Raw genomic sequence first — 15,485 nt, 5'->3', positions numbered from 1 at the left:
AAGATGCGGCTGATTCGCTCCACGCCCGGCCGGGCGTGGCATTCCGACGATCCCGGCGGCGCAATCCGGAATTCCTTTGATCGATCAAGGGCTTCCTCCGTCGGGACGAGACCACTGCCAGGATTGACCATGCATTCTTCCGCTATCGAATTCAAGCCTTCCGCCACCCCGCACCGCGAGTCCGCCAGCTGGGCTGTGGCGGAAATCGAGGCGCTGTTGGCGCTGCCCTTCATGGAGCTGGTGTTTCGCGCCGCCGAGATCCACCGCCAGTTCTTCGACCCGACCAAGGTGCAGCTGTCGACGCTGATTTCCATCAAGACAGGTGGCTGTCCCGAGGACTGCGGTTATTGTCCGCAGTCGGCGCATCACGACACCCCGGTACCCAATCAGCCGATGCTGACCGTGGACGAGGTATTGAGCGCCGCGCGCGCGGCCAAGGCCAATGGCGCCGGCCGTTTCTGCATGGGCGCCGCCTGGCGCGGCCCCAAGGACGCGGACCTGCAGAAAACGCTGGAAATGGTGAAGGAGGTCAAGGCACTGGGTCTGGAAACCTGCGCCACCTTCGGTTTGCTGAGGGAGGGCCAGGCCGAACAGCTGAAGGCTGCGGGCCTGGATTATTACAATCACAATCTGGATACCTCACCGGACAAATATTCCGATATCATAGCCACGCGCGACTACGAGGACAGACTCGACACTTTGGGAAAAGTACGCAATGCCGGTTTGTCGGTGTGCTGCGGTGGTATTGTTGGCATGAATGAAACCCGCAACGATCGCGCGGGTCTGATTGCACAGCTAGCGAATCTAGAGCCGCAGCCGGAATCGGTGCCGATCAACAAGTTGGTCAAGGTAGAGGGCACGCCGCTGGAAGGCGCCGCGCCGCTGGACTGGACCGAGTTTGTGCGCACCATCGCCGTAGCCCGCATCGTGATGCCCAAAACCTATGTGCGCTTGTCCGCCGGTCGCCGTGAAATGGACGAGTCCACCCAGGCTTTGTGCTTCCTCGCCGGAGCCAATTCCATCTTCTACGGCGACAAGCTGCTGACCACCGGCAACCCCGAAGTGGACGCCGACCGGCAACTGCTGGAAAAGCTTGATCTGGCGCCGCTTTGAGTGGTTTGGGCGGCGGATTCGCGGGCGATGTAAAAAATGTATATATAAGGAGTAGCTTCGGCGCTCGGCCTGCCGGCCGCCGCCAAGCCCTTTTCACGGGATATTTGAGCCGATATGCGCCTTCAAGACCTGCCTGCCGCCCTGTTGGACCTTTCCGCCACCCACCGCCGCCGCCAACGCGCGGTCATCGATAGCCCACAAGGGGTCGAGGTGGTGGTGGACGGACGTTCCTATCTTTCTTTCGCCAGCAACGACTATCTGGGACTGGCCGACCATCCCGCGCTGGTGCGCGCAGCGCAGCAGGGCCTTGAGCGCTGGGGCGTGGGCGGCGGATCTTCCCATTTGCTGGCCGGTCATTTCAGCGTGCAGCAAGAAGCCGAAGAGGCGCTGGCGGAATTCGTCGGCCAAGAGGCGGCATTATTGTTCGGCTCCGGCTACGCGGCCAATCTGGCGATTGTCAGCAGCCTGCTGGACCGCGGCGACGCGGTGTTCGCCGACCGTCTGAACCATGCGTCGCTGAACGACGCCTGCCGGCTGAGCCGCGCCGAGTTCAAGCGTTTCCATCACAACGACTTGGCGCAGCTGGAGCGGCTGCTGGCCGAGTCCGACGCCAAAACCAAGCTGATCGCGGTGGAGTCGGTGTACAGCATGGATGGCGACGAGGCGCCGCTGGCGGCGCTGCTGGCCTTGGCCGAGCGTTACGATGCCTGGTTGTACGTGGATGACGCGCATGGTTTCGGCGTGCTGGGCGAGGGGCGCGGCGCGCTGGTCGAGCACGGCCTATCCAGCCCGCGGCTGATCTATATGGCGACACTGGGCAAGGCCGCCGGCGTGGCCGGCGCCTTCATCGCCGGCGGCGGCGAGCTAATCGATTGGCTGATCAATTCGGCGCGCAGCTATATCTACACCACCTCCCAGCCGCCAGCGTTGGCCTGTGCGATCTTGGCCAGCCTGCGTTTGATAGAGGCGGCCGACGACAGGCGCGCGCGCTTGAGGGCGTCGATCGAAACCATTAGATGCGGACTGTCCGGAGGAGAATACTCCGTAGGGGCTTCCCGGACGCCGATTCAGCCACTTATCATAGGTAGCGATGAACAGGCGCTGGCGTTGGCCGGCCGCCTGCGCGATCACGGGCTGTGGGTGCCGGCGATTCGCCCGCCCACGGTGCCGGAAGGCGCGGCGCGTTTGCGCCTGTCCTTGTCGGCCATGCATGAGCCGGAGCACTTGCAGCGCTTGTTGTCCTGTATTCGGGGCGACGCGGCGCCCTGAGTCCGCGCGCCCATGGGGAGGGGCGCGCCGGCATGGCCGGATTTTCCAGCTAACTCATACTACGATAATCACATGAAGAGCATGGCTGAATATCTGGCGACGCCTGAGCAGGCCGCCGCGATGGCGCTGTCTCTGCTGCAAGGGCAGGGCGGGGTGCGCATTGCCGCGGTGTGGCGGCAGCTGGGCGAGGCCTGGCAATTGCTGGCCGCCATCGGCGCCGCCGATGCGCTGCCCAGTGCCGAAACGCTGGCCGGCGGCGGCCGGCTGGAAGCGGGCTGCGAGGCGATGCCTTTGCGCGCCGGCGAGCAATTGCTGGGCTGGCTGGTGTGGCGCGGCGATGCCGGGCCGGCGTTGAACGAGGCCGCCGCGCTGCTGTGCGCCCATTTGCTGTGCGCGCGGTTGGGCGCGGAGCAGGCGGCGTCGCGCGCGGCCAACGACGCCTTGCTCGATATCTCGCAACTGGCCGAGGAGTGCGGCACCATCGATCAAGTGCTGCCCTGCCTGCATCGGCAGATGATGCGGCTGATGGACGCCAGCAATTTCTACATCGCCTTGTACGATGACGAGGCCCAAGTCATCCATTTCCCGTTTTATGTCGACCAGCGCGATCCCGCTCCTCCCGCCAGCGATGCCGTCTTCCCGCTGGCCGGCCAGGCGCCGTCGCTGACCGCCTGGCTGATACGCGGCGGCAAGCCGGTGGTGCTGAGCCGGGAGCGTTTGCTGGAAGTGTGCCAGCAGGAGGGACTGAGCCGGCAAGGGCTGCTGCCGGCCAGCTGGATGGGCGCGCCCTTGCTCAATGCCGGCGGCCATGTGATAGGCGCGGTGGTGCTGCAGCTGTACGAAAATCAGACGCAATTGACCTCGGCCGAGCAGCAGCTGTTCCTGTTCGCCGCCCGCCATGTCGGCTTCGTGTTGGAACGGGTGCTGCACCGCAGCCAATTGGAGCGCCAGGTCTGGCTGCGCACCAGCGAGCTGGAAGGCGCCAACGCGAGGCTGCGCGCCGAAGTGGCCGAGCGCCAGCGCGCCGAGCGTTTCCAGGGCGCCTTGTTCAGCATCGCCGAGTTGTCGAATACCAGTCTGTCGCTGGAAGCCTTCCTCGGCGGGCTGCACCGCTTGCTGGCGGAGATGGTGCCGGCGCGCAACTGCCTGGTGGCCTTGTACGATCAATTGGAAGACCGCATCAGCTTTCCCTATTGCGCAGATGAGTACGCGCCGCCGTTACAGCCGCACCGTCCGGGCAAGGGCTTTATCGAGCAGGTGTTGCATAGCGGCCGCCCCTTGCTGATCGACCCCTATTCGCAACAGAACCGCCAGCCGGAAGCCAGCGCCGATTTGCCGCGGCCCAAGAGTTGGCTGGGCGTGCCGCTGTATTGCGGGACCGATCTCTTGGGTGTGTTGGCGGTGCAGAGTTACGACGAGGACGTGAGCTATAACTTCCGCGATCAGGAAGTGCTGGAGTTCGTCGCCAACCATATCGGCGCGGCGCTGACCCGGGTCAAGGCCTTGGAGAGCCTGCAAGCGGCCTACGCCGAACTGGAGCAGCGGGTGCGCGAACGCACCAGCGAGCTGGACGCGGTCAACGCCCAGCTGGAGTTCGACAGCCTGCACGATCCGCTGACCAAGTTGCCCAACCGCAGCTATTTCTCCAAGACCCTGCGCCGGGCCTGGGACGCGTATATCCATGGTAGCGGCGAGCGCTTCGCGGTGCTGTTCATCGATCTGGACCGTTTCAAGCTGGTCAACGACACCCTTGGTCACCTGGCCGGCGACCATCTTTTGTTCGAGGCCGGCGCGCGGATCCGTACCTGCCTGCGCCATTACGACTTTCTGGCGCGGCTGGGCGGCGACGAGTTCGCGGTGCTGATGTTCGGCATGGATGGCGGCGGCGACTGCGAGCGCATCGCGCAGCGCATCGTCAACGAGTTCGATCGGCCGGTGATTCTGGCCGGCCGCGAGGTGTTTTCCACCGCCAGCGTCGGCGTGGTGCTGGCCGATCTCGAGCATTATCACAAGGCCGATGACCTGCTGCGCGACGCCGATCACGCGATGTACTGCACCAAGCAGCAGGGGCGGCAGGGCTATACTCTGTTCAATCACGAGCTGCGCATCAACCAGGCGGACCAACTGGCGCTGGAGAGCGAACTGCGCCGCGCGTTGGAAGAGGAAGGGCAGTTACAGCCGTATTTCCAGCCTTTCATCGACGGTCACAGCGGTGAACTGGTCGGCTTCGAGGCGCTGGCGCGCTGGCAGCATCCGCTGCGCGGCCTGATTTCGCCCGGCTTGTTCCTGCCCATCGCCGAGGAAAGCGGGCTGATCACCCGGCTGGACCGCTACATCCTGAACGCCGCCTGCGCGCAGATGGGACTGTGGCGCGCCCAAGGCAGGGTGGGCCCGGAAGTGGCCTTGCACATCAATCTGTCCTCGGCGCATTTCCACGATCCGGAACTGGCTGGCTGGATAGGCGAGCGCATCCGCCATTACGGCCTGCCGCCGGCGATGCTGCATCTTGAAATCACCGAGAGCGCGCTGATAGACCAGCCTGAGATCGCGGCCACGGTGATGCACGCGCTGCATGAATTGGGCGTGAGGCTGGCGCTGGACGATTTCGGCACCGGCTATTCCGCGCTGTCCTATCTGCACCGCTTTCGTTTCGATGTGTTGAAGATAGACCAATCCTTTGTCTTCGATCTCGACCGTCAGCAGGAATCGGTGGCCATCGTGCGCGCGATTCTGGCGCTGGCCAAGGCGCTGGACCTGGACGTGGTGGCCGAGGGCGTGGAAACCGCCGCCCAGCTGGCCATGCTCAAGGAGATGGGCTGCGGCAAGCTGCAGGGTTTCTATTTCGCCGCCCCGGCGCCGGCCCAGGGCATGGACTGGGAGCGGCTGGCGCGCTTCCGCCGGGAGTTCCAGCATGGAGCCTAGCCGCTGGCGGCGCTGGCCGCAGGTTTTCAACCGCTGGCGCTACAATCTGTACGCGCCGGTTTACGACCGGCTGGCGCAGGCTTTCGCCGCGCGCCGGCGCCGTTCCATCGCGCTGCTCAATCCCCAGCCGGAGGAGCGCATCCTGCTGGTCGCGGCCGGCACCGGCCTGGACCTGGACTTCATGGTGCGTTGTCGCCACTTGGTCGCCATCGATATCTCCGACGGCATGCTGGCGCGCTTGCGCGCCCACGCCGCGACGCTGGGCATGGAGGTGGATGCCCGGGTGATGGACGCGCAGGCGCTGGAGTTCGCCGACGCCAGCTTCGACGCGGTGGTGCTGCACCTGGCGCTGGCGGTGGTGCCGGACCCGCGGGCCTGCATTCGCGAAGTGGAGCGCGTGCTCAAGCCCGGCGGCCGGGTGGCGGTGTTCGACAAGTTCCTGCACGACGATCAGCGGCCCTCGCTATTGCGCAGCGCCGGCAATCTGCTGTCGCGCGTGATCGCCACCGATATCAACCGGAGGCTGGCGGATATCCTGGCGGCGTGTCGCTTGCGCAAGGTTCATGACGAAGATGCCGGCCTTGGAGGTTTCTTTCGCATCGCGATCTTGCGAAAATGACGGTTTCCCCTCATTTAATCGTCCATGAGTCTGTTTGTTGAAACGCTGGGCCAGGGCCCGGACGTGGTGATGCTGCACGGCTGGGGTTTGCACGGCGGCGTGTTCAGCCGCGTGGCGGAGCGCTTGGCCGCCAGCCATTGCGTGCATCTGGTCGACCTGCCGGGCCACGGCGCTTCCGCCCCGCTGGCCTCCTTCGACGCCGACGCGGTGGCCGATCTGCTGGACCAGGCCTTTCCGCTGCCGGCGCAGGTGGTGGGCTGGTCGTTGGGCGGCCTGGTCGCCCAGCATTGGGCCGCTCGCTATCCGGACAAGATAAAGAGCCTGGCCTTGGTGGCGACCAGCCCGCGCTTCGTGCGCGACGAGAGTTGGCCGCACGCGCAGGAGCGCAAATCCATCGAGGCGGTGGCCGCCAGCCTGGACGGCGCCTTCGAGCAAACGCTGGAGCGTTTTCTCGCCTTGCAGATGATGGGCGCGCCGTCGGCGCGCGACACCTTGAAGGCCTTGCGCGCGGAATTGTTCTCCCATGGCCGGCCGCAAGGCCTGCTGCCGGCGCTGGAATTGCTGCTGGAAGCCGATGCGCGCGCGCTGGCTGGCCGCATCCGCTGCCCGGTGGGCTTGTTCTACGGCGTCCGCGACGCCATTACCCCGATCGGCGCCGGCCGTTGGCTGGCCGCCGAGCTGGCCGACGCCCGGCTTTATGAATTCCCGCAAGCGTCGCATGCGCCGTTCTTGTCGCACGAGGCCGAGTTCCTCGCCGCGCTTGCCCAGCATTTGGATGCCCACGCATGACAGAAGCGTTCTACACCGACAAGGCGCGGGTGCGCGCCTCATTCGAGAAGGCCGCGGCCAGCTACGATTCCGCCGCGGTGTTGCAGCGCGAAGTCTCCGACCGGATGGCCGAACGGCTGCAGTACATCAAGTTCCAGCCGCAAGTGGTGCTGGACGCCGGCGCCGGCACCGGCTACGGCGCGGCGCAATTGCGCAGCCAGTATCCGGAGGCGCGGGTACTGGAACTGGACCTGGCGCGGGCGATGCTGCAGGCCTCGCGCGCCAAGCAGCAAAGCGGCGACGGCTTGCTGAAGAAGCTGTTCCGCCCCAGCCTGCCGTGGCAGGTGGTGGCCGACATCGAGCGGCTGCCGCTGGCCGACGCCAGCGTGGACATGATCTGGTCCAGCCTGGCGATACAGTGGGTCAATGTGCCGGACAAGGTGTTCGCCGAATTCCGCCGCGTGCTGAAGCCGGAAGGCATGCTGATGTTCTCCACGCTGGGGCCGGACACCCTGCACGAGCTGCGCGATGCCTTCGCCGGCATCGACCGCGCCACTCACGTCAACCAGTTCATCGACATGCATGACCTGGGCGATGCGCTGATGCGCGCCGGTTTCGCCGAGCCGGTGATGGACATGGAAAAAATCGTGCTGACCTATGGTCGCGCGCGCGATGTGATGGCCGACCTGAAAGCGATAGGCGCGCACAACGCCACCAGCGGCCGCGGCCGCGGCCTGATGGGCAAGCATGCCTGGCAGCGGGTGGAGGCGGCTTATGAGGACCGGCGCCGCGACGGCAAGCTGCCGGCCACCTACGAAGTGGTGTACGGCCATGCGTGGAAGGGCAGCGGCAAGAAGCTGGCCAAGGTCAGCGACGATGGCCGCCAGGTGATCGAGTTCGTCAAGAAACCGCCGCGCGCCGAATAGACGGCGCAATCAGGAGCCCTGAATGGGAGTGGAAATCCGCGCAGCGCGCCCAGGGGACGCCAGTTGTCTCGCCGCCCTGTCCATCCAGGTGTGGCTCAGTACCTATGTCACCGATGGTGTGCGTCGGGACATGGCCAACTATGTGTTGAGCGAATTCACGCCGGCGAATTTCGAGGCCTTGATCGCCGATCCCGCGCATCATCTGCTGGTGATGGAGCAGGATGATTTCCTGATCGGCTACGCGCTGTTGAAGCGGGACAGCCGCTGTCAGGGCTGCGACTTCGCCACCGTGGAAGTCGAGCGGCTCTATCTGGTGGAAAGCCGTAGCGGCGAAGGCCTGGGCCGGCGCTTGCTGGAAGCGGCGCGGCGTTGGGCGCTCGCCCTGCCGGAGCCCGCTCGCCTGTGGCTGACGGTGTGGCACGGCAATGAGCGCGCGATCGCGTTCTACCGCCGACTGGAGATGGACGTCCACGGCGAATGCTATTTCGAATTGGAGGGCGCGCGGCATCTGAACTATGTGATGCTGGATTCCGCGTCCGTTGGGGCGGCGCTGATTGCCGCCGATGTCTGAAAGCCTGATGGAATCATGATTAGCAAACACATACTCCGGCCCTGGCTGCTGGCGAGCATGGCCGCGCTGCTGGCTGCCTGCTCCACCTTGTCCCCTCCGCCGGCGGCACAGCCGCCCAAGCCGCTGCAAAAACCCAGGATCGGGCTGGCGCTAGGCGGCGGCGCGGCCAAGGGCTTCGCCCATGTCGGCGTGATCAAGGTGCTGGAAGCGGCCGGCATCAAGCCGGACCTGATCACCGGCACCAGCGCCGGCAGCGTGGTCGGCAGCCTGTACGCGTCCGGCCTTAGCGGCATGCAGCTGCAGAGCCGCGCCATCCAGCTGGACGAATCCAACCTCACCGACTGGACCTTGTCGAGCAAGGGCGTGATCAAGGGCGAGAAGCTGCAGAACTGGATCAACGCCCAAGTGGTGAACAAGAGCATAGAGCAGCTGCCGCGCCCGTTCGGCGCGGTGGCGACCGAGCTGGACAGCGGCCGCAAAGTGGTATTCCGCCTGGGCAACACCGGCCAGGCGGTGCGCGCCTCGGCCAGCATCCCCAATGTGTTCCTGCCGGTGAAGATAGGCAGCAAGAGCTATGTGGACGGCGGCCTGGTCAGCCCGGTGCCGGTCAGCGCCGCGCGCGAGATGGGCGCCGACTTCGTCATCGCCGTCGACATCTCGGCGCGGCCGCGCAAGGGCGCCGCCACCGGTTTCCTGTCCATGCTGGACCAAAGCCTGAACATCATGAACGGTCCGGCGCTGGCGCAGGAACTGAAGCAGGCCGACGTGGTGATCCGCCCGCAGGTGCAGGACATCGGCTCCGCCCAGTTCGACGCGCGCCACCAGGCCATTCTGGAAGGGGAACGCGCGGCGCAGGCGGCCTTGCCGCAAATCCGGCAGTTGCTGCAGCAAAAAGCCGTTGCCATGAATAAGTAATGGCATAATGCTGCCGGGCCGGCCCTGCACCGCAGCATGGCCGGCCGCCCACCATCAGCAACCGCGGGCTCCGGCCCGCCTGGAGACCTGGATGATCAAGCTTTACGGCGCAGCGCTGTCCCCTTATTACAACAAGGTAAAAATCGCCTTGCTGGAAAAGGGCGTCAACTTCCAAGAAATCCTCACCGCCCCTTCGCAGCAAGAAGAACTGCTGGCGAAGAGCCCGATGGGCAAGATTCCCTTTGTCGAAGTCGGCGGCCACGCGATGGCGGAATCATCGGTGATCCTGGAATGGCTGGAAGACGCCTATCCCACCGCCTCCCTGCTGCCGCCGACGCCGAACGGCCGCGCTCACGCGCGCCAATTGAGCGCGATATTGGATTTGTACGTGTTGATGCCGGCGCTGCCCTTATACCGCCATTGGCTGTTCGGCAGCCCGCTGGAAGCCAATGCCGTGGACACGGCCCGCCAGCAGGTGGCGCGCGGCCTGGCCGCCGCCGGCCAGATGCTGGACTATGGCCCCTGGGCCTGTGGCGAGGATTTCAGCCACGCCGACATCAGCGCCGCCTGCATTCTGCCGGCGCTGGCGCAGATGAGCCAGGCGCTGTTGGGCGAGGACATCACCGCGGCCTTCCCCGAGCGTGACAGTTATCTGCAGCAACTGTCCGCCCGCAAGAGCGTGAACCGCTGCTGGAGCGAGCGCGAGGCGGCATTGAGCGCGTTCCGCGCGCGTCAACAGCAGTAGGATAGAGCGTGGGGCACCGCTGAGCCGCTTGCCGGAATGCGGCGTTTGAGCAATTATAGAGTTCAAACTCCAATCAAGTGTTTGCGTTAGCGCGAACACCATTCCCAAGCGGGAGGCGGTGATGAAGTTCGATATTCAGCTGCTGCTGCTGGCATTGGCGCCGGTATTCCTGGCCTGCGTCGCCGGCGAGCTGTGGTATTTGCGTCGCCAGGGCCGGCTCAGCCTTTACGACTGGCGCGACTCGGTGTGCTGCGCCTGCCTGGGCTTGCTGCACCAGGGGGCGGACAAGCTGGCCTGGGTGCTGGTGCTGCCCTTGTATGCGTGGATTTACCAGCAGCACCGGCTGTTTCAGTTCGCCGATTCCTGGCTCAGCTTCCTGCTGTTGTTCATCGGCCAGGATTTCCTCTATTACTGGTTCCATCGCGTCAGCCACCGCGTGCGCTGGCTGTGGGCTGCGCACAGCGTGCATCACAGCTCCACCCGCATGAATTTCACCACCGCCTTCCGCCAGAGCCTGATGTATCCATTGGCCGGCATGTGGGTGTTCTGGCTGCCGCTGGCCTGGCTGGGTTTCCCGCCCGAACAGGTGGTCGGAGTGGTATTGCTGAACCTGGCCTTCCAGTTCTTCGTGCATACCCAGGCCTGCCCCAAGCTGGGCTGGCTGGAATATGTGTTCAATACCCCGTCCATCCATCGCGGCCATCATGCCAAGAATCCGCGCTATATCGACCACAATTACGCCGGCGTGCTGGTGATCTGGGACCGCCTGTTCGGCAGCTATGTCGAGGAAAGCGCCGACGATCCCTGCGACTACGGCACGGTCAAGCCGGTGAACAGCTTCAATCCGCTATGGGTCAGCGTGGTGGAATGGCGCGACATGCTGCGCGAGGCCTGGCGCGCGCCCAATTGGAAAGACCGCTGGACGGTATTGTTCGGCCCGCCGGAAGAGGCGGAAGCGGCGGCCGCGCGCTGGCGCTGAGGACATGAAAAAAGCGGACCGGGAGGTCCGCTTTTGCGTGGTGGCATCAGGATGGTTTGTCGCTTGAAGAACGTTTCAACGCGGTATCGCCGATGCGCAACAGATCGTGGGCGGGTTTTAAACCAGTACCTTGCCGTTCTTGGCCGGCAAGGTCTTGCCCTTGGGCTTGTGGTTCATGCGCACGGTGTCGGTCTTGCCGTCCAGCGAATACTTGACGTCGTAGCCAACGACTTTCTCGCTGCTTTCGTTCACCTCATTGCAGATGGTCTGGGTGCTGCTGACCTGGTCGCGTTGCTGCATGCCTTCCTGCACCTTGTTGCCGGCCAGGCCGCCAGCCAGCGCGCCGATCACGGTGGCGGCTTTCTTGCCGTTGCCGCCGCCTACTTGGTTGCCGAGCACGCCGCCGAGCACGCCGCCTATCACCGAGCCGGCGATGCGGTTCTGATCCTGGACCGGCGCTTGATGCGTCACTTGCTCCTGGTGGCAGACCTGCTTGGGCGCGTTGACGGTTTCCTTGATCGGCGTTACCGCCAGAATGCGGGCGTGGGTGGCGTGGACCGGAGTGGCCGGCTTGGCCGGCGCGCTGGGTTCGGCGGGTTTCGCCGCCGGTTTGTCCGTGGCGGCCACGGCTGCGGGCGCAGCTGCGGCAAGCACCGCCGGCGCGGAAGCCACGGCCGGGGGCAGGCTAGCCGCGGGAGCGGAAGCGGCGACCGGCGCGCTGGCGACTTGCTGTTGCGGCGCGGCGGCGGTTTGCGGGTTGGACTTGATGGCCTGGAAGCCGGCCACGCCCAGGCCGCCTAGGGCGATGCCGCCGCCCAGCACGCTGGCGATCAATACGGATTGTTTCATGCTTCGTCTCCAAAACGGGGCCGTCTATGCGGCCGTAATCATGATGAGTGAGATGAAATTCAGACACTTCATAGTGGCAGACAGTTGCAAATCAAATGTTTTCCATTTGTTACTAAAAGTGGCGAATCGTTAGTGTTTCCGCTGGCCTCGCGACTAAGTGACGCCGGGTATGAATTTGATTTATATCAATATATGCGCGAGCATTCACTTGCTTTTATGCGATTTGGCTGGATGGAAGGGCTGACGGGCGGCTTGGCATAAGTTCGCAGTAGTCTGGGGGATTTTCGGCAATTAGAGCAAAGTTTTTGTTCAATTAATCGAATTTAATTCCATTGTGTTCAATTTATGACGCGTATAAGGCATAAAACTTCAATCGCTTGGTTTGACGCAAGCTCGGCTTGAGTGCTTAATGTTCTGCTTGTCGATGTTTGCAACAGAATCGACGCGGCTTGCCTGAATTGTCATGCTGTTGGTATTAATGTTGCTGGGAAATGATGATTGAGGGGCTTGCCTTGACTGAGATATCAACCGAAGCCGGTTTGAAGCGCGGTTTGAAAAACCGCCACATCCAATTGATCGCGCTAGGCGGCGCGGTGGGCACCGGGCTGTTCCTGGGCTCCGCCAGCGTGCTGAAGGCCGCTGGCCCATCGATGATCCTGGGCTATGCCATCGCCGGCCTGATCGCCTTCATGATCATGCGCCAACTGGGCGAAATGGTGGCGCAGGAGCCGGTGGCCGGCTCGTTCAGCCACTTCGCCTACCGCTACTGGGGCGATTTCGCCGGTTTCCTGTCCGGCTGGAACTACTGGGTGCTGTACATCCTGGTCAGCATGGCGGAACTCACCGCCGTCGGCGCCTATGTGCAGTACTGGTGGCCGCATGTGCCCGCCTGGGTATCGGCGCTGGTGTTCTTCGTCTGTATCAACGGCATCAACCTGGCCAACGTCAAGGTTTATGGCGAGGCGGAGTTCTGGTTCGCGCTGATCAAGGTAGTGGCGGTGATCGCGATGATTCTGTTCGGCGGCTATCTGCTGCTGACCGGCACCGGCGGTCCGCAGGCCTCGTTCAGCAATCTGTGGAGCGATGGCGGTTTCTTCCCGCATGGCTTCAGCGGCTTGTTCATGATGATGGCGGTGATCATGTTCTCCTTCGGCGGGCTGGAGTTGATCGGCCTGACCGCGGCCGAGGCGGATAACCCGCGCACCACCATCCCCAAGGCGGTGAACCAGGTGATCTACCGCATCCTGATCTTCTACATCGGTTCGCTGGTGGTGCTGCTGTCGCTGTATCCGTGGAGCAAGGTCGCGTCCGGCGGCAGTCCCTTCGTGATGATTTTCCAGCAGATCGGCTCTGGCCTCACCGCCAATCTGCTCAACTTCGTGGTGCTGACCGCTGCGCTGTCGGTGTACAACAGCAGCGTTTACGCCAATAGCCGCATGCTGTACGGCCTGGCCAGACAGGGCAACGCGCCCAAGGCCTTGATGCAGGTGGACAAGCGCGGCGTGCCGGTGTCGGCGATCCTGGTGTCGGCGTTGGCGACCTTCGCCTGCGTGATCCTCAACTATGTGCTGCCGGGCGAGGCCTTGGGCATCCTGATGTCCTTGGTGGTGGCCGCGCTGGTGACCAACTGGGCGATGATCAGCCTGACCCATCTGAAGTTCCGCCGCGCCAAGGTCGAGACCGGCGAGCAACTGGTGTTCAAATCGTTCTGGTTCCCGCTGACCAACTGGATCTGCCTGGCTTTCATGGCGATGATTCTGTTGATCCTGCTGCTGACTCCGGGCGCCGCGGTATCGGTCTATGTGTTGCCGATATGGCTGGGGCTGCTGTGGGTAGGCTATCGCGCCAAGGGCGCGCCGACGGGGGAACCCGCGCGTCAGACACCCTGAGTAGGGCTTCCGCGCTCACGCAGTGGGCGCATCGGCAGGGCCGCCTGATTTGGGCGGCCCTGCCTTTTTGGGGCGAGTGGAACACTGAGTTGGCGCTGCGATTTTGGACATAATGTCTATTTGTTCATGACAAGGGCTGTCATCTTTGGATGGATTCTAAATGTATTGAAAAAGACTTTTGACCTTATGTCGTATTTTGTTTAGTCTGATCGTGGTTTGTTTGAAGTTGATGTATCTGCTGGGAATGTCTTACAGGCTTTATTGGACTTTTTGTCTAATTGGCGAGTGGTGAGGGCCTTGCTGCATTGATGAAGCAACACCGTTCCATTCACTAATCAGCAGGAGGCGCCAAGGTGAGCGTTACCCCCACTTCCACCGGTTTGAAGCGCGAGCTGAAAAACCGCCATATCCAATTGATCGCGCTGGGCGGCGCGATCGGTACCGGCTTGTTCTTGGGCTCGGCCAGCGTGTTGAAAGCGGCCGGACCGGCGATGATTGTCGGCTACGCCGTCGCCGGCTTCATTATTTTCCTGATCATGCGCCAATTGGGCGAGATGCTGGCCGAGGAGCCGGTGGCCGGTTCGCTCAGCCATTTCGCCGACCGCTACTGGGGCAAGTTCCCCGCCTTCCTGTCCGGTTGGAATTATTGGGCGCTGTATGTGCTGGCCGGCATGGCCGAACTGACCGCCGCCGGCGAGTATGTGCGCTATTGGTGGCCGGATGTGCCCACCTGGCTTACCGCGCTGGTTTTCTTCACGGCGATCACCGGCGTTAATCTGAGCAGCGTCAAATACTATGGCGAGACGGAGTTCTGGTTCGCGCTGATCAAGGTGGGCGCGGTGATCGCGATGATCGTGTTCGGCGGCTATCTGCTCTTGTCCGGCAACGGCGGCCCGCAGGCTTCGGTGAGCAATCTGTGGCGCGACGGCGGCTTCTTTCCGCATGGCGTAGGCGGCCTGTTCATGACGATGGCGGTAATCATGTTCTCCTTCGGCGGCTTGGAACTGATCGGCATGGCGGCGGCGGAGACCCAAGACCCGCAGAAAACCATTCCCAAGGCGGTGAACCAGGTGATCTACCGCGTGCTGATCTTCTACATCGGCTCGCTGCTGGTGCTGTTGTCCCTGTATCCATGGAGCAAGGTGGCCGCCGGCGGCAGCCCCTTCGTGATGATTTTCGAGCAGATCGGCGCCGGCTTCGCCGCGCACGGGCTTAATTTCGTGGTGTTGACCGCGGCCTTGTCGGTGTACAACGGCGGCGTCTACGCCACCAGCCGCATGCTGTTCAGCCTGGCCCGGCAGGGCAATGCGCCCAAGAGCATGGCCAAGCTGGACAAGCGCGGGGTGCCGGTCAACGCCACCTTGCTGTCGGCGCTGGCGACTTTCGCCGGCGTGGTACTCAACTACCTGCTGCCCAGCGGCGCGCTGGCCTTGTTGATGTCGCTGGTGGTCACCGCCCTGGTGATCAATTGGGCGCTGATCAGCCTGACCCACCTGAAGTTTCGCCGCGCCCAGGCCGGCCGCAAGCTGGTGTTCGCCTCGCTGTGGCATCCGTTCGCCAATTGGCTGTGCCTGGCCTTCATGCTGATGATCCTGGGCGTGATGCTGTTCACGCCGGGCATTGCGGTATCGGTGTATGTATTGCCGGCTTGGCTGCTGGTTTTGTGGCTGGGTTTCCGGCTGAAGCGGATGGGGGCGGACGCGGCCGGTCTGGCCGTCGACAAGGCGTGAGCACGTATGCCGGGCTTGACGTACTGGTGCGTAAACCGGCATGCTTCCAAACTTATGAAGCAGATCATCCCTTTCCAGACCAAGTCGTGGTGGTGGCGCAGCTAATCGGCGCGCCAGGGATTTTCGTATCTGCTTTCCGGGCCGCCGTCATGGGCGGCCTAGTTGTATCCAGCGTTACCCCGTGCGGCGG

The 15,485-nt window shown here is 63.6% G+C and carries 13 protein-coding genes; 12 read left to right on the top strand and 1 reads right to left on the bottom strand.

Going from position 1 to position 15,485, the window contains the following annotated elements; translation table 11 throughout:
* Positions 1 to 129 precede the first annotated feature (129 nt).
* The 10 genes from bioB (at position 130) to VI26_RS03625 (ending at position 10,827) form a co-directional block, all read left to right on the top strand.
* Entirely contained in the window at positions 130 to 1,113 is a 984-nt protein-coding gene (gene bioB, locus VI26_RS03670; RefSeq protein WP_048408382.1) for a biotin synthase BioB, read from the top strand.
* 114 nt (positions 1,114 to 1,227) lie between these two features.
* Positions 1,228 to 2,382 (top strand): 8-amino-7-oxononanoate synthase, encoded by a 1,155-nt coding sequence (bioF, locus tag VI26_RS03665; RefSeq protein WP_048408381.1) that lies wholly within the window; start codon positions 1,228 to 1,230, stop codon positions 2,380 to 2,382.
* A 72-nt stretch (positions 2,383 to 2,454) separates the two neighbouring features.
* Positions 2,455 to 5,304, top strand: a complete 2,850-nt coding sequence (locus VI26_RS03660) for an EAL domain-containing protein (RefSeq protein ID WP_082150864.1) — start codon at positions 2,455 to 2,457, stop codon at positions 5,302 to 5,304.
* Positions 5,294 to 5,923 carry a class I SAM-dependent methyltransferase gene (locus VI26_RS03655; protein ID WP_048408379.1) on the top strand — a complete coding sequence of 210 codons (630 nt, stop codon included), beginning with the start codon at positions 5,294 to 5,296 and terminating at the stop codon, positions 5,921 to 5,923. The genes VI26_RS03660 and VI26_RS03655 overlap by 11 nt, the downstream gene beginning before the upstream one ends.
* A gap of 24 nt (positions 5,924 to 5,947) precedes the next feature.
* Complete coding sequence (gene bioH / locus VI26_RS03650; RefSeq protein WP_048408378.1) at positions 5,948 to 6,712, top strand: pimeloyl-ACP methyl ester esterase BioH; 765 nt, start codon at positions 5,948 to 5,950, stop codon at positions 6,710 to 6,712.
* Positions 6,709 to 7,617, top strand: a complete 909-nt coding sequence (bioC, locus tag VI26_RS03645; protein WP_048408377.1) for a malonyl-ACP O-methyltransferase BioC — start codon at positions 6,709 to 6,711, stop codon at positions 7,615 to 7,617. The genes bioH and bioC overlap by 4 nt, the downstream gene beginning before the upstream one ends.
* A 22-nt stretch (positions 7,618 to 7,639) precedes the next feature.
* Entirely contained in the window at positions 7,640 to 8,188 is a 549-nt protein-coding gene (locus tag VI26_RS03640) for a GNAT family N-acetyltransferase (RefSeq protein ID WP_048408376.1), read from the top strand.
* Between the two features lie 15 nt (positions 8,189 to 8,203).
* Positions 8,204 to 9,103, top strand: a complete 900-nt coding sequence (locus VI26_RS03635) for a patatin-like phospholipase family protein (RefSeq protein WP_048408375.1) — start codon at positions 8,204 to 8,206, stop codon at positions 9,101 to 9,103.
* A gap of 91 nt (positions 9,104 to 9,194) precedes the next feature.
* Positions 9,195 to 9,848, top strand: coding sequence for a glutathione S-transferase family protein (locus VI26_RS03630; protein WP_048408441.1), 654 nt, complete (start codon positions 9,195 to 9,197; stop codon positions 9,846 to 9,848).
* Between the two features lie 121 nt (positions 9,849 to 9,969).
* Complete coding sequence (locus tag VI26_RS03625; protein WP_048408374.1) at positions 9,970 to 10,827, top strand: sterol desaturase family protein; 858 nt, start codon at positions 9,970 to 9,972, stop codon at positions 10,825 to 10,827.
* A gap of 117 nt (positions 10,828 to 10,944) precedes the next feature.
* Here VI26_RS03625 and VI26_RS23580 read toward each other — a convergent pair whose 3' ends face one another.
* Complete coding sequence (locus VI26_RS23580; protein WP_082150863.1) at positions 10,945 to 11,676, bottom strand: glycine zipper 2TM domain-containing protein; 732 nt, start codon at positions 11,674 to 11,676, stop codon at positions 10,945 to 10,947.
* Positions 11,677 to 12,188: 512 nt separating this feature from the next.
* Between VI26_RS23580 and VI26_RS03615 the strand changes: the two genes are divergently transcribed.
* Both VI26_RS03615 and VI26_RS03610 read left to right on the top strand, forming a co-directional pair.
* Complete coding sequence (locus VI26_RS03615) at positions 12,189 to 13,565, top strand: amino acid permease (protein WP_231580949.1); 1,377 nt, start codon at positions 12,189 to 12,191, stop codon at positions 13,563 to 13,565.
* 353 nt (positions 13,566 to 13,918) lie between these two features.
* A complete protein-coding gene (locus VI26_RS03610; RefSeq protein ID WP_048408373.1) occupies positions 13,919 to 15,295 on the top strand; it encodes an amino acid permease in 1,377 nt (458 codons plus the stop codon).
* Positions 15,296 to 15,485 lie beyond the last annotated feature (190 nt).

Source organism: Chromobacterium sp. LK1 (assembly GCF_001043555.1).
GTDB classification, from domain to species: domain Bacteria; phylum Pseudomonadota; class Gammaproteobacteria; order Burkholderiales; family Chromobacteriaceae; genus Chromobacterium; species Chromobacterium aquaticum.
This window is presented reverse-complemented; position numbering and strand designations above follow the sequence as displayed.